Raw genomic sequence first — 20,664 nt, forward strand, 5'->3', positions numbered from 1 at the left:
GGTCATACTTCTTCCCGCACAATCGCCCGTGCCGCCGCCACGGCCGTCGAGAACGCCGCCTGAAGATTGTAGCCCCCGGTATCCCCGTCGATGTCGAGCACTTCGCCGATGAAATAGAGGCCATGCACCAGTTTCGAGGTCATGCTCTTAGGGTCGACCTCGTCGAGCGAGACCCCGCCTCGCGTCACCATCGCCTCGTCGAAGCCGGAGATGGCCTGCACGGTGAGCGGCCACTCGATGAGATGGGTGACGATCCGGTTGCGGGCCTTCTTATCGAGGTGAGCGGCGGTGAGGTCGTCGGCGATTCCGGCGGCGTGTAGGAGTTTTCGGATGAAGCGATCCGGGAGGGGGTAGTCGTTGAGGACAGTCCTGACCAGACGGTTCCCGTTCGAGGCGGTCTTCTCGACGAGGTCGGCGGCGAGGGCCTCGCGAGTGGTGGGCGGGAGGAACGAGATCCTGAGCACGTCGCCGGCGGCGATGTACCTGGAGAGGTGGAGGATACCAGGCCCCGAGAGTCCGGCGTGCGTGAAGAGGAGGTCGCCGGTCTGCTCACGGATCTTTTTGTTCTCGCGGAAGAGTGAGATGGAAAGGCCTTCAAACGAGATCCCGGCGAGGTCGGCGAAGGGGTGGTCCTGCACCTCGACGGCGGCGAGGGCCGGGGCGATCGCGGTGACCGTGTGCCCGAGCGCCCTGGCCATGGCATAGCCGTCGCCGCTCGAGCCGGTGGCCGGGTAGGTGACCCCGCCGGTGGCGACGACAAGGGCGTCGGCAGGGTAGGAGACCGCCCCGGTGCGGACCACAAACCCGTTCTCCGTTGCGGCGACTTCCTTCACCGGCTCGTTGCATCTGATCTCCACGCCCATCCGCCTACACTCATCAAGGAGAAGGGTCAGGACATCGGCGGCCTTCCTGCTCTCGGGGAAGACCTTGCCGTTTTGTTCGGTGACGGTCGAAAGGCCGTGTTCCTCGAAGAACGCGACGAGGTCGCGGTTGGTGAAACTCCGGAGGGCCGGTCGCAGGAACTTCCCGTGGTCGCCGTAATGGTCGAAGAACCCGGCGACCTCCCCGGCATGGGTGAGGTTGCACTGGCCGGTCCCGGTGATGAGGAGTTTTCTCCCGCAGGACGGTTTCTTCTCGAGCACCAGCACCCGCCGTCCTTCTCCCGCAGCATGGATGGCGCAGAAGAGACCGGCAGGCCCGCCGCCGATGATGATGATCGTCTGAATGGCCACAGTATCCCGGTATGTGTGGAGCGCGAGGGATCTTAGCATTATCTGATGGGAACACGGACGCGGTCGGCCGGCCACATCCAACGATTTCGGGAAATGGTGCCTCAAAATAGATAATATTATTAGATTTCTCTAAAACACTGGCGAAATAAAAAGATTATATTATCGAAAAGTAGATATCGAGCAACACGATAATGGTATTATTCAGGTGAACTCTCCCCCTGACAAAATCCCCTCGGGACAGGACGATGCACCAGGTTTCCTCCAGCGCCTGGTCGACAGCATCAGCATACCCCTCTTCTACAAGGACACGCGGCAGGTCTACCTCGGGTGCAATTCCGCCTTCGCCGAATTTGTCGGATTAGCAAAGGACGAGATCATCGGGAAGACAGTCTACGACATCTTCCCCCCGGAGTTCGCAGAGACCTACCAGATCCGGGACACTGAACTCCTCGCCAACGCCGGTGTCCAGGAGTACGAGTTCTCGTTCCGGTCCGGCGACGGCATGACCCGCCGCGTCGTCTTTTACAAGGCGACGTACACCGACAGGTCCGGGGACGTCGACGGCCTCGTCGGGATTGTCCTCGACATCACCAGACAACGGAATGCCGAGGAGAGACTCCGTCGTTCTGAGGAGAAGTTCAGGATGCTCTTCGAGACGATGAATCAGGGAGTGGTCTACCAGGACGCGGGCGGTGGAATCATCGACGCCAACCCGGCCGCCGAGGCGATCCTCGGCCTGGCCCGCACCCGACTCTTCGGGAAGAACCTGACAGACCCGTGCTGGGATGCCGTCTGCGAAGACGGAGAGGACCACCCGGCCGAGGCCGCCCTCAGGTCCGGGGAAAAATGCAGAAAACTGGTCGGGATCAAGGACCCGGTCTCGGGGGAGGAACGGTGGGTGATGACCTCGAGCATCCCGCACGCGGGCAAAGGAGTGGCGCAGCCGTACCATCAGTTCACCACGCTCGTCGACCTGACCGCCGAGATCCAGTTTGAACGGGCCCTGCAGCAATCTGAAGCCGAGAAGGCGTTGATCCTGAACTCTGTTGACGATGTCATGATCTACCTGGACCGCGACCGTCGGATCATCTGGATCAATGACGCCACCGCCAGACTCCTCGGGATGAAGAAGGAAGAGATCATCGGCAGGCGTTGTTATGAGGTCGTCTGGAAGAGCGAGAAGCGGTGCCGGTGGTGCCGGATCCCCCGTGTTGTCGAAAGCGGGAAGGCCGTCTCAGACGAGGTGACCCGTCGCGACGGCCGGACCTTTCATATGACCACCTATCCGGTCCATGACGATGGAGGCACCCTGGTGGGATATATCGAGAAGGGGGTCGACGTCACCGAGATCACCATGACGCGCCAGGCCCTTGAGGTGGCGAACCGAAAACTTGCTCTTCTCTCGGGCATTACCCGTCACGACATCCTCAACCTGGTCATGGCCCTGACATTCTATACCGGGGAGGTCGAGAAAGGTATCCCGGAAGACTCCGAACTGGCCCCGATGGTCGGAAAGATCAAGGAGACGACCCGGTGGATCGAGCAGCAGATCTCGTTTACCCGGGATTATGAGAACCTGGGGGTCCATGGTGCCGAATGGCAGCGGGTCTCCGACCTCCTGCAGCGGGCGGCGGCGGTCATCCCGGGAGAGATCGCCTACACCGAGTCTGTCGGCGACCTGGAGGTTTTTGCCGATCCTCTCCTTGAGAAGGTCTTTTACAACCTCTTTGAGAACGCGGCCAGTCATGGTGGCAGGGTCACCGAGGTCTCCGTCTCCTTTGTGCCCGGCGATCCGGTAGGGACGATCGTGATCGAGGACAATGGCGTCGGTGTGCCGACCGCAGAGAAAGAGCGGATCTTTCAGAGAGGAGTGGGGAGAAAGACCGGACTCGGGCTTTTCCTCTCAAAGGAGGTGCTGGAGATCTCGGGGATCGAGATCAGAGAGACCGGTGGGGAGGGTGAAGGAGCGCGCTTCGAGATCCTGGTGCCGGTCGAGGCGTACCGGTCAGGTCGGGCGTGAGCAGGGGAACGCCGCACAATCTTCTAATATCAGGACGCCGGGTATGCCAGATCACCGGTGGCCCCGGGTGCGGCGGACCCCGGGGCCCGGCATAGAGGGGATGAAGAGATGATGCAAAGACCCGCCGCCGGACGGACGGCCCGGCGGACCTCACGTCGGGTGACGCGCCGGCAGTTCAGGAGGACGACCCTTGCTGGGGGAATGGTGGCGCTTGCCGTCGGCGGGACGGCGGACGCCGTCAAGGTACGCCAGCAGGACATCGACCGGATCGAGATATACACCGGAAAAAAGATCGACGAACTCTCTGAAGACGAGTTCAATATCGCCATGGACGACCTGGGTATCAAGGAGCAGGAACTGACCGACCAGGACGTCAGGACGATCGAGGAGGCACAGTCGGAGTCGTACCTCGACGAACTCGAACGGCTCGCGGCCCTGAAGGAGAAGGGTGTCATCACTGATGAGGAGTTTGAAGCGAAGAAGAAGAAGATCCTCCAGTTGTGAGGTGCCGCCCTTCACGGGGGGTTTACCATGGAGCATATCCCAAAAATATCCCTGGCTCGATCAATCATCAGGATCGAGCCACTTTCCAGTTATTCCTCTGCCTCCCCCACTTCAATCGCCATTCCGGGGGTCCGGAGGTGGCGCCCCCGGCGAGAAGATAGGGGAAGGCGCTTGAATCACGCTCGCACCCAGAAAAGGTGAGGGTTTACCATGAAAATGATCCTGACGATCCTCTCTTCAGGTTTGCATGAGCGTTTGAACTTGCCATATCCCGTTGAAGCCGATACGCAGCGGATAGAAAATTCCTCTGATGGATCGGCCGCCCCAAATTGTCAAATCTTTCCCACAATCTCGCGCCGGGGGAAACCCCCGGATCCCCACGACGAAGATAGGTGGGGGCGGCGATGGAACACGATCCCCCCGGATTCTCCTGTCTTGAATAGAGAGAGCGATCAAACGACGAGAAATTTTCATCCCATATGCTTGAGCCAGGGGTTCATGCCTGATTCAAAAAGCCAGAATCCCAAAAATCGGCTGTGTAGACGGATACATGAGCCCGGGTTCCATACCGATTCTTCAGAAATGAAAACGGGATGCAGGGGGTAAAAACAAATCTCTTTCCCCTCTCTGACATCCCTATTCAGCCGAACGCATCGTGATTTGTTATGTCATCTCTTCGACTGGTTCCTCTTCGATTACCTCTTCTTCGACCGGTTCCTCTTCAACTACCTCTTCTTCGACTGGTTCCTCTTCGACTACCTCTTCTTCAACTGCAATCCCCTCGGGCAGCAGCACACCGTCGACGACATGGACGATACCGTTCTCCGCCTCGATATCAGGCATGATCACGGTGACATTGTTGACCATCAACCCGCCCTCAGCGTCGAGAGTGAGCGTGAGGTTCTCACCGGTGAGTGTCTGCACGGTTCCGTTCTCCTCAGCCATGTCGACAAGAGTGGTCGAGTCGTATGTGCCCAGCACGATATGGTTCGCCAGGATGTACACAAGTTCGGCCGATTCGTTTTCAGTGGACTCGTTTTCAACAGGTTCGGCTTCAACCGACTCGTTCTCGACGGACTCATTTTCGACGGACTCATTTTCTGCCATGTCAAGTTCTAGAGCTTCGAAGGCCTCGTCAGAGGGCGCGAAGACGGTGTACGGGCCGCCAAGAGCGAGGAGTTGCTCTGCACTCGACATTTCAATTCCAGTCGACAGAATGCTCAGGTTCTCGTCTGCTGCGATCATCGCAACCAGATCGCCTGTGCCGTCAGTGACATTGTCCATCTCTTCGTCCATCTCATCGGTGACATCGTCCATCTCATCGGTGACATCGTCCATCTCTTCGTCCATCTCATCGGTGACATTGTCCAGCTCGTCGGTGACGTTCTCCTGTGAAGAAGCAAGCGGGACAATGCAGAGACCGATGAAGATGGCGCAGATCAGGAAAGCCCTGAACATCTCCATTCCTTTCATACGATCACCTCATTTTGCGTCCTACGGGGGAAGTCGTAATGACAGTGATGAGCAGGCGAACGGGTTGGATAGATGAGATATATGGCCTCCGCTGGTTGCATGGTAGTCCTTGTGGTGCTGTCGTCTACTGGAGAATGCGTCCCCCGCATCCCCTGAGAAACTCAGTTATTTTATATGAATATTTCTGTAAGAGCCATGCAGAGGCGATCAAGTGCATTATAGAACACATACTCTTCTCTATTTTAGAGCCGGCCGTATCGTGAGTCGCCGTCTCCCGCTTCCCCGATGTATTGCTCTCCTCCGTCACACATCCTGCAGGGCTTCGAGACCGTGGATCGATATTCTGACTATCGTTCAGCAATTTTTTGAGAGTCTCATTGTCCAATATTGGCTTTTTGCTGTCGAATGGAAAAAGAGGTGGCTCTCACCGGCATATGGTGTGACTCGTGATGAACGTGCACCTGATCTCTGGTTTTATCCCGGCCTCCGATCAATACAAAAGACAGACTATGGTTCAGATCGGCGTCATCGGCACGGGCAGTATGGGCGGCATGCTCGTCAGAACATTTATTGAGAGCAGGGCGGCCGCCCCGGAGGAGATCATCGCGTACAACCGCACTACCAGCAGGGCGACCGCCCTCTCCCGGGAGACTGGAATACGCATCGGCAGAGACTGCCAGGACGTGGCCCGCGAGGCCGGAGTCGTCTTCCTCTGCGTCAGGCCCTGCGAGGTGAAAGATGTGCTCAGGGAACTCGGCGACGCTCTCTCCTCGCAGATCTTGCTCATTTCCATCGCCGCCGAGGTGCCGCTGGCCGACCTCCACGCATGGACCGACGCACGTGTGGTGCGGGTGATCCCGACCCTCACCTCGGAAGTATTGAAAGGCGCCTCCCTCGTCGCTTTCGGTGAACGGGCGACGGCGGCGGACCGCGACCTGGTCCGCACCCTCCTGAAAGCGATCGGCCGGGCCGTCGAGGTGGAGGAAGAGGCGTTCGAACTCCTCACGCTCCTCACCAGTTGTGGCCCGGCTTTCATCGCCGCCATGATGAAAGAGTTTGCCGCGGCGGCGGTGCGGCGGGGTGCGGTCTCCCCGGCACTTGCCGACCTCCTGGTAACAGAGACCCTCGCCGGGACGGCCGGGCTGCTCGAAAAAGAAGAGAGCAGTTTTGATGAGGTCATATCGCGGGTCGCTACCGAAGGAGGGATCACGGCGAAGGGCGTGGCGGTGATCAGCGAAGAAGGGCCCCGCGTCTTTGACGCCATGATCGCAGCAGCGCTCGGTGAGGAGGAGTGACCGGCGAAGGGATCGGGGGGCGGCAAGCCCCCGTCGAAGAGAGCCATCAAGGGCATTTACTCTGAAAATGATCCTGACAATCCTCTCTTCAGGTTTGCATGAGAGTTTGAACTCGCTATATCCCTTTGAAGCCGATACGCAGAGGATAGAAACTTCCTCAGAGTTATCGGCCGCCCTTAATCATCGAATCTTCATCCCCGTCTCGCGCCGGAGGGTTGCACCCCCGGAATCCCCCACGACGAGGGTCGGTGGGGGCGGCGACAGAACAAGCACTCCACCGATTCTTCTGTCTTGAAAAGAGAGAGCAAGCAATGAGAAATTTTCATCAAGCATGCTTGAGGTGTGTTCTCGCTTCATGCCCGATTCAACAAAGCCGGGAAATCGACGATCAAACGCTTGCCGATGCCGCACCAGGACCCGAATGATGCCCGTTCCTGACGAGGAGGAGGAAGGTGAAGGGGTCAGACTGAGGATCAAAGTAAATTCCTTCTCTTCGATACCGCAAAATGCGGGCCGTTTTTATCGCCCTGAAATATCTCCGTCACCCCGTCCCTTCCCGCAGCCACGCCCATGCCGCATCCCGCTCGCTCTCAGGGAAGTACCGCCCCTCATGGGCATAGAGTGGGACGGCAAGTTTTGCAATCCACTTCTCCCACGCCGCATCGCCGACGATCGCCAGACGTTCGACCGATCGGCCGTACTTTACCCCGAACTCGAAGTCCTCCCAGAGCGCCGCAAGTCCGACGCCCTGGAACTCCTCCATATCACAGAGCATCCTGATCGCCCCATATTCCTCGACGACCTCCTCAGCATCCGCGAAGATGCGGTCATAATCGGCAGTTGTCAACTTTTTGCTCACCCGGTAGCCCACGACCTTCCCGCTGCTCTCGTTAAGTTTCTCGATCATACCTCTGCCTCTCGTGTTTTCGCACCTGGAAGAGATAGATCAATATAATAATACTCCCCACTTCGCACCAATCCGGGATGAAGTGAAAAAGAACATTGGAAAGAGACAGCCGCTTAAAATGGAGCATATCCTAAAAGTATCTGGACTGATCAGCCGTGCCGCCCACCGAGAGAAGAAAGCGTGTTTCCTTGCTCTCTCCCGCCGGGGGGAGACCCCCCGGACCCCCCACGACGAAGATAGCCAAGGGGCGGCAGCAATCTCTTGAACGGCGCCGTACTTCTGAAACGTCTTCTCGTCACATATCAAGGCCGAAGAGTTTTGGGATGACCTCATGATTAAAACTTTTTTGAATCCTCGATCGATGTTTCTGCCGGGCGATGGCCGCCCCCATCGCAGACTGTTCATCATGTGTGCTTGAGCCCGGGGTTCATGCCCGGTTCTCCAGAGTCTATGCTCTTCTCTCCCCGACAAATCGGTACCCCCTTCTCGGGACCGAGATCTCAAACCGTGCGCCTCTTCCTGCCTCGCCGGTCTCCCGGATCAGAAGTCCGGTGATGGCAAGGACCTCGCGGGAGAGATAGAGTCCGAGGCCGGTATTCTTGTAATACTCTCTCTTGAAGATCCCTTCTTTGAATTTTTCCGGGATCCCAACACCGTCGTCTTCGCAGACGATGGTGATCCCCTCCTCGTCCTCCAGGCAGGAGAAGCGGATCGTCGTGACACTTTCCCCATACCTGAGGGCATTGTCCACCAGGTTGAAGAAGACCTTCTCGAGGAGGGGATCGGCATAGACCTCAAGCCCCTCGAACGCGATCGAAAGGTCCACCGCCCCCAGGTCAAGGGTCCGAACACTCCTGGCGATAGTCCGGTGCACGTCCTGCCACGCGGGGGCCGCGACCCCGATCTCCTGATAGTCCCGGGTAAACTCGATCTGGCGGCGGATCGATTCGGCGGCCATCTCCTCTTTCTCGATGTACCCAAGCAAGGTGGGATCGGTCGTCTCCGTCTTCGTAAGCCCGATATAGCCGTGCAGCACCGTGAGCTGGTTGAGAATATCATGCCTGGTGATGCTGGAGAGGAGGTTGAGCTTTTCATTTGCCGTCCTGACCGCCATCTCCGCGATCTTTCTTTCGGTGATGTCGCGCGCGACCAGGATGACCGAGTCCGGAGTCATGGGAGAGATCACGGCGGCGAACCAGATCTCCCGGCCGTCGATGGACAGACGATACTCGAAGTTCACCGCCCCCCCGGTCTCCAGTGCCTGCCGTATGTTGTCGAGAAAAACCCCGGCCTGCGGGCCCGGAAGCACCTTGCCGACGGCTTTCCCGAGCAGTTCTTCCGTTGGTCGGTAGAGAAGCGCCGGATTGGTCGGTGCGATCTTCAGGTACCGCCCCTCAGCATCATAGACGATGACGACATCGGTCATACTCGCAAACAACGCCCTCAACTCTGCCTCTGAAGCGCTCCGCGCCTCTTCCGCCCGTTTACGCGTGATGAACTGCCCTATCCGCAGGGCGATAATGGTGATGAGGTTTTCTTCTTCCTTCAAGAACGGCCCTGTATCCCGTTCGGGCCGTTCTTCGAGGTACACCACCTCAATCCTGCCGGCCGGTTTCCCATCGACCACGATCTGTCGTTCCTGTGTCCATCCGGTCTCCCGGAAGGTGTCAGTCTGATACTCCTTCTCGTCCACGGTGATCCGTACCGCCGTGATCGCCGGATACTGCCAGGCCGGGGGAATGACGTCCGCGATTCTTTGCATCACTCCGTCGATCGGCGCCCCCTCCTCCTGGATGTGTGAGATGGTGTACAGACACCTCAACTCTTTGACCCGCTCGTTCAGGTCGTAAGTTTTTTTCTTCAGCGCCTCTTCGGCTTCTTTGCGCGTGGTGATATCGCGGACGATCGCCTGGACAAACCGTTCGTCTCCTAGCTGGATCCGGTTCAGGCTCACCTCGGCAAAAAACGGCTTTTTCCCCAGGGTGTGACACTGACACTCGAAGAACTGCGACTCCCCCGACAAAGCACCCCGGATCCTCCTGGAAACCGTTTCCATCGAGTCCGAACCGTCGGGCTGGAGAGACGGTGAGAATGCAGAGAGGGTGCTGCCGACAAACCGCTCGCGGGTGCACTCGAAGATCGTGAGGGCACGGGTGTTGCAGTCGGTGATCTGGCCGTCCTTGATGAGCAGGATCGCGTCGTTCGCGTACTCGAAGAGCGACCGGTACTTGGTCTCGCTCTCCCGTAATGCCTCCTCGGCGTGCCGGAACTCCGTGACATCGCGGATGCTCTGTACCGCACCGGTCACCTCACCCGAGTCGTCGTAGAGAGGAGCGGCAAATGCCTTCAGGACCACCTCCCTTCCCTGCGGCCGCGCCTCTCCGGTCTCGGCGATCAGAAAATCTCCGTGCCTCTCGATCTTGTGATATGCTCTCTCTTCCAGTTCTTCGGGGGAGGAGGAGAGAAGATCGATGAGGAGCGGTCGCCGGTCCCCGTAAAACGGGACGGCATAGGCGTGGTCGCCCTTCCCCAGGACCTCCGCCGCCGCAGCCCCGGTCATCTCCTCGATTGCCCGGTTCCAGGCGATCACCTTCCCCTCAAGGTCGACGGCGAAGATCGCGTCAGGCATGAAATGGATCAGGTCGGCGAGACGCCTGGTCTCTTCCGCTTTTTTCCGCCCGGTAATATCCATCACGGCTACGATGCTCTGCTGCGTCCCCGGAATCATCGCAACCGATATGAGCCCGTCTCTCACTTCCAGAGCCCGGTTTTTGAAATGGCATTCATAAACCGGCGGGGCCTGTTCGGGTTCAATCCTTCGCAACCGGTGATATCCGGTTACCCTCTGAAGGTCGGCCTCGCATGCCACGAACTCCTGCCAGCTCATCCGGCCCTCCACCTCTTCGCGGGCATACCCGCTGAGTCTCTCGAACTCCCGGTTGACGAGCGAGATGGTGGTGTCCTCCTCGACGATGATCACCGGGCTCCCGCTGTTCTCGAATAGGGTGCGGTACTTAACCTCCGACGCCTTCAGGGCTTCTTCGGTCCGTCGCTGCTCGGAGATGTCCTCAAGAGTCTCCACCGCCCCGATGACCCGGTCCCTGGCGTCCCGGATCAGGGCCGCAGTGAAGTGCAGCCATGTCCCGCTTTCACCCATCTCAGGGAAGAAGGCCGTGCCCTCGTAGGCGCCCTCGATAAACCGCGACTTCGCATACTTCTCCCCCTCCTCTCCCGTGAGTGCCGACTCGGCCGGCATGCCGTCGATGAGCAGGTCTGCCAGGCACGGTTGCTTGTCTTGATAAAACGCCTCCCAGTGGTCCCGTGTACCGATGATCTCCGCGGCCCTGATCCCGCTGTACGCCTCCAGCGCCTCGTTCCAGTATGCCACACGGTGATCGCCGTCGAGGACAAACTGCGGGATCGGGGAACCCTGCACGATGGCATTCAGGCGTGCGTCTTCGGCCTGCTTGTACTCGGTGATGTCCCTGAGTGATTCGATCGCACCGATGATCTCCCCCTGATCGTTGTACAGGGGCGAAGCCTTCCCCCACAGATATGCTCCGCGGCCATCTGAGAGAAGGGGAAGGAACATCTCGGCCACGACGGTATCGCCCTCGCGTTCCAGATAGTGGTATCTGGGTCCGAACTCGGCGTCCGGTTCCTGGACAAGGTCGATGAGGATCGGCATGGTCTCCCCGTAGAAGGGGAAGGCATAGGCATAATCCCCCTTGCCGAGCATCTCTTCCTTCTTCACCCCGGTCATCTCCTCGATGGCCCGGTTCCAGGCGATGACTCTTCGGTCGGTATCGATGACGAAGGTGGCGTCAGGGAGGAAGTCGATGATGTCCAGAAGTTTCTGATGGGCGGCCTCTCGCTCTTCCTCGGCCCGTTTCCGATCGGTGACGTCGCGGATCGATTCGATAGCCCCGATGATCGTGCCCTTCGTGTCGTACAGCGGTGAGGCGATAAACCAGAGATAGGCGCCTCTGCCCCCGTACAGGTGCGGCACGAAAAATTCCGAGATCAGTCTGTTACCCCTTCGTATGACGCGGGGATAGGTGCTCTTGGCCTCTTTATCCTCGGCCAGGACCTGATCGATGAGGAGCGGCCTTCTCTCCCCGTAGAAGGGTATGGCGTACGTAAAATCCCCTTCTCCAAGGATCTCCTCTTTTTTTACGCCGGTCATCTCCTCGATGGCCCGGTTCCAGGCGATCACCTTTCCTTCAAGATCGACGGCAAAGGTCGCGTCGGGGAGAAAGTTGATCACATCGGCCATCCGCTGTCTGGACTCGCGCAGTTCGTCCATCGTCACCTTCCGCTCGATGGCAAGGGTGATCTTGTGCTCCAGTTCGACGAACTGGGAGACCGGATCGCCTCCTTTCTGAAGATAGAAGTCGGCCCCATGGTTCAGGGCCTCGATCACCACTTCTTCCCTGCCCCGGCCCGTAAAGAGGACGAATGGGAGATCGCCAAAGTGGGTGCGGATATACTTGAGAAACTCGATCCCGTCCATCTCGGGCATCTGAAAGTCTGAGATGATGCCGTCGTATTTCTGTGAATGCAGTTTTTCGATCGCCTCTGCGGCCGAGCGAGCGGTCTCAACGGCGAGATGCCCCGAACGTTCCAGGAAGAGTCTGCCGATCTCAAGGAGCGCCGGTTCGTCGTCGACGTAGAGGACGGAGAACATCTTCTTCTTCATAACATTCAGGGAATATAACCGCTGTGATCGATCCCTCCTGGTAGAAGGATGGAAGTCAGGAGAGGGGTAGAGGATCCCCGGCCCTGATGGCGATCTCAATCGAGTCTGAACTGGTCGACCATCCCCTCGAGATGCGCCGCCATCCCGGCGACTTCCTGGGCTCCGCCACCCGCCTCCTCAGCCGAGGCCGAGATTTCCTCCAGGAGGGCGGCCACCTCCTCGACGGCCTTCAGGTTCGCCCTCGTCTTTTCCTTCGTTCCTTCCATCGCCTCGGTAACCCTGGTCGCATCGTTGGCCTGGTCTTCGGTGGCCTTTGCGATCTCGGTCACGCTCGCCCTGATCTCTGCCGACATTCGGACCATCTGGTCAAGGGCGTCGAGGGTCTTGCCGACCCGCTCGATCCCGGCATGAATCTCGGCATAGGAACCCTCGATCTCCCGCGAAGTTCGGGTGCTCTGTGCCTGGACGGTGGCGATGAGGTCTTCGATCTGGCCGGTGGCCTTCTTCGACTCTCCGGCAAGGTTCCGCACTTCACCCGCGACGACGGCAAAGCCGCGGCCGTGCTCGCCGGCCCTTGCCGCCTCGATCGCGGCGTTGAGCGCAAGCAGGTTGGTCTGGTTGGAGATGTCGGTGATCAGTTTGACGATCTTGGTGATCTCCTGCATCTGGGAGTTCAGTCTCGTGATCTCCGCCACACTCTCCTTTGAGGCGACTTTCACCTCCTCCATCTTTGCCGCGGCAGTCTGGCCGAGTCTGCTCGCCTCTTCACCGATCTTGGCGCTCTTCTCGGTGACCTGAAGCACCTCCTGGCAGGTGTTGGCCACCTCTTCGATCGCCGCCGAGAGACCGACCATCGCCCCGGCTGATTCTTCGATATCGTTGAGTTCGGCCCTCGAATCGTCGGTGGCCTTCTGGCTCTGGGCCGCGATCTGTTCAACGGCCCGTGCGATCTCCTCAACGCTCCTGCTCGCGTCCGCGGTGCCGGCCGTGATCTCCCTGATAGCCCCGGCGAGGTCGAGGGTCGCGCCCCTGAGTCCCTCTCTGGTCTCCTGATAGTTCTCCTTGAGTTTCCTGAGGGGATCGTCCTCACGGACCTCCAGGGCGAAGGTGAGGTCCTGTCTTGCCATGGCGTCCATGGCAACCTTGAGTTCGCGTGCACTTTCTGCAAGCCGGGCGGCCTGCTCTTCGGCCTCTTTCTGCTGCCGCATGAGGGGAGTGATGTCCTCAATCATCTCGATGTAGCCGATTCGGTCACCGCGGTCATCGGTGAGGTGGGCGGCGCCGACCTTGAGGAACCTGCCTCCATGCTCGAAGGTGGCGGCGATCCGCTCCTTCCCGCTCTTCTGGAGTTGTCTAATCATACAGTTCTCGTTGTGGCAGAGCGGGCCGTTGGTGGCACTGCAGTGCCGCCCGATTGCCTTGGTGCGGTCGATGCCGAAGGTCTCGGCAAAGGCGCGGTTCACCCCGGTCCAGTTCATCGAGCGGTCGGTGATCGAGATCGGATAGGAGATAGTGTTGAGAACAGTCGCAAACCATTCGTTTCTCTGCTTCCCCTCCTCGATCGCTCTTCTGGTTTCCTCATCTCGCTTCCGTTCTTCCGTGATATCGTCGAGGAACAGCAGGAGATTTTCAACCCCTGCGTCCTGGTCGATGTTCGGGATAGCCTGATATTTCAGATATTTTTTCCCGGCCGGTAGATCGACGATACATTCGCCGGATACATGGGTATTATGAAGAAGGGCGTCGATGATCCTTTTGCCCTTTACCGTGGTGGCGGAGAGATTGCGCAGATCCATCCCGGTCAGTTGCCGCTGACCGATCCCGCTCGTCACGGTGAAGGCACGGTTTGCCCTGACGACCGTAAGGTCTCTGTCCAGCAGGAGCATGGGGGTGGGATTCTCCATGACGGCGGCCTGGTAGAGAGTGAGGTCTGTGTTGAGGTCGTCGACTCGTCTCTGCATATCCCATCTTCGGGAGATGGTGCGGTTGACCGCGGCGGCGATTGGCCTGAGGTCGGTATCGCACGCTGTCTCGTCCAGATGGACTTGAGGCCCTTTTCCCGGTACGGCATCCAGAGCCCCGATGATCTCTTGTATTTTCATAAATGTTGCCTCGGAAAGCATTCCCGCCCCTGTGTTTTGTGTGGGCCGATGAACAAAAGGGATCTCATACGGCCATATTTGGGGTCAGGGCCGCAATAGATCCCTTATTGCCGACGTTATCTACAGAAGGGGATATTTTCAGGTTATTATTGGAAGAGCTTATAATTTTCCATTAACCATATGATTCGTATTAATATAGTTAACGTATTTATCATGGTCCATTAAGGCCAATATATTGCCTTTTTAGGAGATTTTCATGCCAATAATGAGAAACAAATGGATTTTTAGGGACTGCTGGGATGATTTATCCTTTATGAGGTGAAGCCCCTGGCGGAAGCGAGAGAGAAAAGGCGTGGGATCTTTGCTCAGATGAGAGTTTAGAGGAGGTGATCCGGACAAGAGTGTGAAGGTTTCCCCTGCAGGAGAATGTGGGGGATGATGATCAGGCGTGCCGCCCCTATTGTAGAATCTTCATCCCCATTTCGCAGTTGGGGGTTGCACCCTCCGGACCCCCACGGACGAAGAAAGCCAGGGGGCGGTATGATGCTCGATTTCTCTTCGTTCCTCGGTTACAAGGAGAAGGATCAAGGATCGATCTTTCCACACCTCAGAAGACTGCGATATAGATTTTCATCTGGTATGCTTGAGGCGACCTATCGCCTCATCCCCGATTCTTCATGGGCCCGATTCTTGAAACCTTTTTTCGATCCATTCGGCAGATCTCCCATGCCCAGAGCCGCACGGGAAGGGTCTGATTCATATCCTCAGGGAACAAGGATATCTCTGATTGAAAGGAGCGTGACCTCGGTGTTCAGAAAAGTGCTGTACCCCACTGATTTTTCGGAATGTTCATACAAGGCCCTCGACTATATCAAGACTCTTAAGGCCGCCGGCACCGAGGAGGTGGTCGTCGTCCATGTACTGGACGAGCGGGAGATCGACCTCGTCTCGACCGGGATCGGGTGGCTGGCCGGCGACCGGATGGTCGAGTACGACGCCAAACTCGAAGGTCGGATGCGGGAGAACGCTCAGGAGAAACTGAACGGCATCCTCTCGGTCATCAAAGGCGCCGGAATGAAGGCGAAGGCCGAGGTGCGCAAGGGCTACCCCTCCGTCGAGGTGCTGGCCACGGCCAAGAGGGAACGGGTCTCCCTGGTCGTGATGGGCAGCCACGGCAAGAGCAACCTCGCCGGTGCGGTGGTTGGTTCGGTCTCCGAGGAGGTGCTCAGGAAGTCGACGGTGCCGGTCTTGATCGTGACCAGGGAGACGCAGAACGCCTGCATCGGCCGGTGAAGTTTTTCCGGGCATGAGAACCGATCTCAGGGGCTGCATCTCCTCATGATCTTCACCTCACCTTCCAGGTCCAATCTTCGGGGTCGCGACGACGAAAAAGGTATGGTGATCAGATCATGCCGTCCCCATTGCAGGATTTTTTTTCTGCGGCTCTGTAGAATCGGGCATGAACCTTGGGCTCAAGCATACGCGATGAACATTCCTGTTGGTCTCTGATGCGTGGATCCTTGCTCCCCCTTCGGAGCAGGACACCACATAGGGCGACCACTTCATTGCCGCCCCCACCTATCTTCGTCGTGGGGGGTCCGGGGGTGAAATCCCCGGTGCGAGATTCCAGGAAAGATTCTACGATGAGGGCGGCACATCTGATCATCACGCCCTCCCAAACATCGGTGCCGGGGGCGCTGCCCCTGGAGTGAGCATGAGGGAAGGCGATGGATGAAGGTCACAGGGGGCTGAGGTGATGAAAAGAGGATGTTTTCTACAGGGCCTTTTCTGCCGTTTCGCGGGAGGGAAGGACGGCATCACGTGTGATCCTGTTGAAAAGTGATCGGCTCTCCCCCCTCCCGATTCCATCTGCAGGGTCACGGGGATGGGAAGGCGTGATGATCAGGCGTACCGTCCAGACTTAGAATCTTCACCACCGTCTCGCGCCGGAGTCCTCTGTCTTCTCCGGCGATCATATCATCAAGATACATGCTGGTGACGACTCGTTCCTATCGTCGGGGAGATCGTTCCGTCGCCCCTCTCACTCCTCATTCTCCCCGCACAACTCAGACGGAAGAGGTTCTTCCTCCGCCCGGTGTATCCCCTTCCCGGTCCGGCGCCTGATGAGATATTTGTAGAACTCGTGAGACACGAAGAGGAGGATCGGGAAGGGTATGAGCAGGAGGAGGTAGGCGGGCGGGACGCTCGCGGTGTTGAAGATCGCCTGCACTGACGGTGCGGTGAGGAGGAGGTAGATCCAGATCGCCTCCAGGACCACGGCGACGATGAGCAGTTTGTTGGTGAAGAGGCCGCGTTCGAAGGCCGAGAACTCCCAGGAACGCAGCGTCCAGACATTGGCGAGTTGACAGGTCACCGCCCCGAGGAGAGTCATGGTCATCGCCTGCCGGTGGAGTTCGGTGCCGGCGATGGAGAGGTCGCCGTACTGCCAGCCCATCAGGAAGAGGAACCCGAGGAAGGCGGTCATCGCCGCGGTCGCCTCGATGATCCCCAGGAAGAAGTAGCCTCGCTTGAAGACTTCGCGGTCGAGGATCCGCTCGGTCTTTCCCACCGGCGGGATCTCCATGATATCTTTCTCGTGCCGCTCGGAACCGAGGGCGAGGCCGGGGAGCATGTCTGAGCCGAGGTCGATGGAGAGGATCTGGATCACGGTGAGCGGGAGCGGGATCCTGAGGAAGAACTGGAGGATGTACGGGACGATCTCGGGGACGTTGGAGGCGAGGATGTAGGTGACGAACTTTTTGATGTTGAAGTAGACGGTCCGCCCCTCCTCGACGGCGGCGACGATGGAGCAGAAGTTGTCGTCGATGAGGACCATGTCGGCCGCCTCCTTCGCGACCTCGGTCCCCTTCAGGCCCATGGCGATCCCGATGTCGGCCTTCTTGAGGGCCGGGGCGTCGTTCACCCCGTCGCCGGTCATCGCCACCACCTCGCCGTTCTTCTGGAGGGCGGTGGCGATCTGGAGTTTCTGGTCCGAACGCATCCTGGCAAAGAGGACGTCCTCGTCTTTGAGGATCTCTTCCAGGCGCTCGTCGGAGATCCCGGCCAGTTCGTCGCCGGTGATCACCCTATCCACCGAGAGTCCGACCGCCTCCGCCACCGCTCCCGCGGTAATGGGGTTGTCGCCGGTGAGGACCATCACCCTGATCCCGGCCCGCCGGCAGGTCGCGACCGCGCCCGGCACTTCGGCCCTGGGCGGGTCCATCAGCCCGATGAGCCCGAGATAGACGAGATCTTCCTCCTCATCGCCCTCGCCGTACGCAACCGCGAGGAGACGGTAGGCCTGCCTCTCCAGGTCTTCGGCGTGTGCGGCGATCCGCACCCGCTCTTCCTCGTCGAGAGTGACGGCCGCCCCGGTGCGGTCCCGGAAGGCGCGGCACTTCGGGAGGACCACTTCGGGGGCGCCTTTCGTGAAGATGAGACGGGCACCGTCCTTTGCATGGACCGTCGACATCATCTTGCGCTCGCTGGTGAAGGGGATCTCGGCCACCTTCTCGTATCCCATAGGCCCCACGCAGGCCTTCCTGGCCGCGGCGACGAGGGCGAGTTCGGTGGGGTCGCCATGGAGGTGGTCGCCCTCGATCGCCGCCCGGCAGTTGAGGAGCGCGGCCATGAGGAAAAATTCCAGGCGTTCGTCGGAGCCCTCGGTCCGCCCCTTGATGACCGCCTCGCCGTCGCCCAGGTAGCCCTCGCCGGTGACCGAGACCTCTTCCCCGCTCGAGAGGACGATCACCCTGGCCGTCATCTCGTTCCTGGTCAGGGTCCCGGTCTTGTCGGTGCAGATGACCGTGGTGCTCCCGAGTGTCTGGACCGAGTCGAGGTTCTTGATGAGGGCGTTTCGCCTCGCCATGTGCTGGCTTGCAAGCGAGAGCGAGAGGGTGATGGTCGGGAGCATCCCCTCCGGGACATTGGCGACGATGAGGGAGAGGGCGAAGATCGCCGCGACGAGCAGCCCGAACCCGGCAAAATAACTGAGGACGAAGAAGACTCCGCCGACCAGGACGGCGGCAAGGGTGAGGATCCGGGTGATCCTCACGATCTCTTTCTGCATCGGGGTCTGGCGCTTCTCCACCTCTTTTGCAAGGGTGGCGATCTTCCCGAACTCGGTCTTCCGGCCGGTGGCATAGACCACCGCCGTCCCGTTCCCGGAGGTGACGGTGGTCCCGGCAAAGACGACGTTCCTGGCCTCAAGGACCGATGCCGCTATAGAGGGCTCTGCGGTCCGGTGGCGCGGCCTCGACTCTCCGGTGAGCGTGGAGAGATCGACGTACAGCGAGTTCACCCCGGTCAGCACGGCGTCGGCGGCGATCCGGTCGCCCTCTTCGAGGAGAAGGACGTCGCCGGGCACGACCTCGCGGGCGTCCACCGTCTCGGCGACATCCTCACGCCGCACCGTCACCATCGAGGGCATGAGCCGCAGCAGCGCCTCGACGGTCTGGTCGGCCTTGTACTCCTGCCAGAAGGCGAAGGTGGCGTTGATGACCACCGCCCCCGCGATCGCATAGCCCAGGATGTCGTAGCCTTCGCCCGGCGCCGAGGCGTCGGCGATGAGTGAGAGGACGGCGGCGACTTCGAGGAGGACGGCGAAGAACTGGGTATACTGGCGGAGGTATACCCTGAAATAGTTCTTCTTCTCCCGTTTCTGGATGACGTTTGGCCCGTGGACGCCGAGACGTTCGGCGGCCTCCGCTCCGGTCAGCCCCTCCTCCCGTGACTCGGTCCGGGCATAGAGTTCCTCGCGGTCCCCGGCATAGATCGCCATCGGCCTTCACCGGCAGGGCATCTGCCCGGGGTCTCTCCGCGTCTCTGCTATATATGTGATCAGGCAGTTCTGCCGTCGAGATAGTCCTCAAAGGCCCGGAGGGCCGCGGGCAGATCGGTCCGTGCGAACCCGACCCTGAAGTGGCTGTCTCCGTACTCGTAGGCCGTCGAGGGGAGGAGGAGCACCCCGCTCTCCTGCACGGTCCTGATGGCGAAGGCCTCCGCGCTCTCATCGGTGAGCAGGCGCGGGAAGCCGATGGCACCGGCCGTGGGGCGGACCCAGGCGAAGCGGTCGGCGTGACGTGCGAAGAAGGCGTCCAGGAGGGCGAGGTTGGACCTGATGATCCCGAGGTTGCGGCCGACGATCTCCTCGGTGTGCCTGAGGGCGAGGGCGGTCAGGAACTCGGAGGGGGCGCTGCAGCAGATGGTGGTGTAGTCCTTGAGGGCGGCGACCCGCCGGCGCAGTTCGGCGTCCCGTGTTGCCGTCCACCCGATCCGCAGGCCCGCAAGCCCGAAGGCCTTGGACATCACGCCGACCGAGACTCCTTTCTCGTAGATATCGGCCATCGGTGGGAGGCGGTCGGCGGGGTCGTACTCGAGGAAACGGTAGACCTCGTCTGAGAAGACCCAGGCCCCGGCGTCCTCGGCGATGTCCCTCACCGCCCGAAACTCCTCATGGGTCATGTGGCACCCGGTCGGGTTGTGCGGGGTGTTGATGACCACGGCCTCAGTCTCCCTGGTGACCAGGTCCTTGAGGGCCTCGATGTCGGGCCGCCACCCGTCCTCGTCGCGGAGCGTCCAGTGCGAGACCCGGCACCCGATGGACCGTGCCACCTCGTGGAGGGACTGGTAGGCCGGGGACTGGACGACGACGTGGTCGCCGGGGCCGAGCATGGCGTGCATGCAGAGAAAGATCGACTCCTCCGCCCCGGCGGTGACAAGGACATCGTCGGGAGCGATTGCGGAGTATATCCCGGCGACCTCCCGGCGCACCTCAGGGCCGCCGGCCGACTCGGTGTACCCGAGCCAGAGATCTTTGAACCGTTCTTCGGCCCCGTCCTCCATCAAAAGCAGGTCGGCGAGGTGCACCGACTCGCAGTCTGAGGTGCAGAGGAGGTGGGGGGCCGAGAACTCGTACTGTGCAAGAAAACGTTCGAGTCTGAAGTCCTGAAGATGCATAAGAGATGACATTGGTTTTTCTGGCGGATAAAGGATGTCGGCGAGGGAGAGCGTTCTCTTCTGAATGATTGGCCCTCTGCCTTTCCTGCCCGATCTGTGTTCCGGGGGTCTCGGGTGGTGACCGCCCCCCGGCGTGAAGATGGGAAAGGCGTGATGATCAGGCGTGCCCCCCCCTGAAGAATTTTCGGCTTTGTAGAATTGGGCATGAGGCGAGATCACGCCTCAAGCATAGGGGATGAAAATATCATCTCAGAATTGGATCGATTCTTGATCCTCATCCTTGGGTTCGAGGAGTGAATCGAAGTCGAGCATCATGCCGCCCCTCGGCTATCTTCGTCGTGGGGGGTCCGGGGGGTTTCCCCCCGGCGCGAGACAATGGTGAAGATTCGACGATCTGGGGCGGCCGTTCTGATCGACGTGCCTTCCCAAACATCGGTGCCGGGGGCAGCGGGCCGTGGTGTTCCCAACCGCCTC

At 59.7% G+C, this 20,664-nt stretch carries 11 protein-coding genes; 4 read left to right on the forward strand and 7 right to left on the reverse strand.

Annotated elements, in window-relative coordinates; genetic code table 11:
- Window positions 1-2: 2 nt before the first annotated feature.
- Window positions 3-1,232 carry a BaiN/RdsA family NAD(P)/FAD-dependent oxidoreductase gene (locus E2N92_RS13200; RefSeq protein WP_343222850.1) on the reverse strand — a complete coding sequence of 410 codons (1,230 nt, stop codon included), beginning with the start codon at window positions 1,230-1,232 and terminating at the stop codon, window positions 3-5.
- 205 nt (window positions 1,233-1,437) lie between these two features.
- Between E2N92_RS13200 and E2N92_RS13205 the strand changes: the two genes are divergently transcribed.
- Window positions 1,438-3,252: a PAS domain-containing protein gene (locus tag E2N92_RS13205; protein ID WP_220681604.1), complete on the forward strand. Its 1,815-nt coding sequence runs from the start codon at window positions 1,438-1,440 to the stop codon at window positions 3,250-3,252.
- Between the two features lie 108 nt (window positions 3,253-3,360).
- A complete protein-coding gene (locus tag E2N92_RS13210; protein WP_220681605.1) occupies window positions 3,361-3,756 on the forward strand; it encodes an SHOCT domain-containing protein in 396 nt (131 codons plus the stop codon).
- 663 nt (window positions 3,757-4,419) lie between these two features.
- Here E2N92_RS13210 and E2N92_RS13215 read toward each other — a convergent pair.
- Window positions 4,420-5,229, reverse strand: a complete 810-nt coding sequence (locus E2N92_RS13215) for a fasciclin domain-containing protein (protein ID WP_220681606.1) — start codon at window positions 5,227-5,229, stop codon at window positions 4,420-4,422.
- Window positions 5,230-5,738: 509 nt separating this feature from the next.
- Between E2N92_RS13215 and E2N92_RS13220 the strand changes: the two genes are divergently transcribed.
- Window positions 5,739-6,524 (forward strand): pyrroline-5-carboxylate reductase family protein, encoded by a 786-nt coding sequence (locus tag E2N92_RS13220; RefSeq protein WP_220681607.1) that lies wholly within the window; start codon window positions 5,739-5,741, stop codon window positions 6,522-6,524.
- Between the two features lie 541 nt (window positions 6,525-7,065).
- Here the strand turns inward: E2N92_RS13220 and E2N92_RS13225 are convergent.
- From E2N92_RS13225 to E2N92_RS13235, 3 genes are all read right to left on the reverse strand, one after another.
- Entirely contained in the window at window positions 7,066-7,431 is a 366-nt protein-coding gene (locus tag E2N92_RS13225; protein ID WP_220681608.1) for a SpoIIAA family protein, read from the reverse strand.
- A gap of 448 nt (window positions 7,432-7,879) precedes the next feature.
- Window positions 7,880-12,118, reverse strand: a complete 4,239-nt coding sequence (locus E2N92_RS13230) for a response regulator (protein WP_220681609.1) — start codon at window positions 12,116-12,118, stop codon at window positions 7,880-7,882.
- Between the two features lie 107 nt (window positions 12,119-12,225).
- Window positions 12,226-14,232 carry a methyl-accepting chemotaxis protein gene (locus E2N92_RS13235; protein ID WP_220681610.1) on the reverse strand — a complete coding sequence of 669 codons (2,007 nt, stop codon included), beginning with the start codon at window positions 14,230-14,232 and terminating at the stop codon, window positions 12,226-12,228.
- 807 nt (window positions 14,233-15,039) lie between these two features.
- Here E2N92_RS13235 and E2N92_RS13240 point away from each other — a divergent pair.
- On the forward strand, window positions 15,040-15,525 hold the full coding sequence (locus E2N92_RS13240) for a universal stress protein (RefSeq protein ID WP_220681611.1): 486 nt from the start codon (window positions 15,040-15,042) through the stop codon (window positions 15,523-15,525).
- 748 nt (window positions 15,526-16,273) lie between these two features.
- On the opposite strand, the gene E2N92_RS13245 is transcribed toward E2N92_RS13240, so the two are convergent.
- Together E2N92_RS13245 and E2N92_RS13250 are read right to left on the reverse strand one after the other, a co-directional pair.
- Window positions 16,274-19,012 (reverse strand): cation-translocating P-type ATPase, encoded by a 2,739-nt coding sequence (locus E2N92_RS13245; protein ID WP_220681612.1) that lies wholly within the window; start codon window positions 19,010-19,012, stop codon window positions 16,274-16,276.
- Between the two features lie 59 nt (window positions 19,013-19,071).
- Window positions 19,072-20,202, reverse strand: a complete 1,131-nt coding sequence (locus tag E2N92_RS13250; protein WP_246589243.1) for an aminotransferase class I/II-fold pyridoxal phosphate-dependent enzyme — start codon at window positions 20,200-20,202, stop codon at window positions 19,072-19,074.
- Window positions 20,203-20,664 lie beyond the last annotated feature (462 nt).

The organism is Methanofollis formosanus (assembly GCF_019633745.1).
Lineage (GTDB): Archaea > Halobacteriota > Methanomicrobia > Methanomicrobiales > Methanofollaceae > Methanofollis > Methanofollis formosanus.

Excerpts from the sequence above, each read along its gene's own strand:
- E2N92_RS13210 (WP_220681605.1), top strand. The coding sequence starts at position 3,361 with ATGATGCAAAGACCCGCCGCCGGACGGACGGCCCGGCGGACCTCACGT.
- E2N92_RS13215 (WP_220681606.1), bottom strand. The coding sequence starts at position 5,229 with ATGAAAGGAATGGAGATGTTCAGGGCTTTCCTGATCTGCGCCATCTTC.
- E2N92_RS13220 (WP_220681607.1), top strand. The coding sequence starts at position 5,739 with ATGGTTCAGATCGGCGTCATCGGCACGGGCAGTATGGGCGGCATGCTC.
- E2N92_RS13225 (WP_220681608.1), bottom strand. The coding sequence starts at position 7,431 with ATGATCGAGAAACTTAACGAGAGCAGCGGGAAGGTCGTGGGCTACCGG.
- E2N92_RS13230 (WP_220681609.1), bottom strand. The coding sequence starts at position 12,118 with ATGTTCTCCGTCCTCTACGTCGACGACGAACCGGCGCTCCTTGAGATC.
- E2N92_RS13235 (WP_220681610.1), bottom strand. The coding sequence starts at position 14,232 with ATGAAAATACAAGAGATCATCGGGGCTCTGGATGCCGTACCGGGAAAA.
- E2N92_RS13245 (WP_220681612.1), bottom strand. The coding sequence starts at position 19,012 with ATGGCGATCTATGCCGGGGACCGCGAGGAACTCTATGCCCGGACCGAG.
- E2N92_RS13250 (WP_246589243.1), bottom strand. The coding sequence starts at position 20,202 with ATGTCATCTCTTATGCATCTTCAGGACTTCAGACTCGAACGTTTTCTT.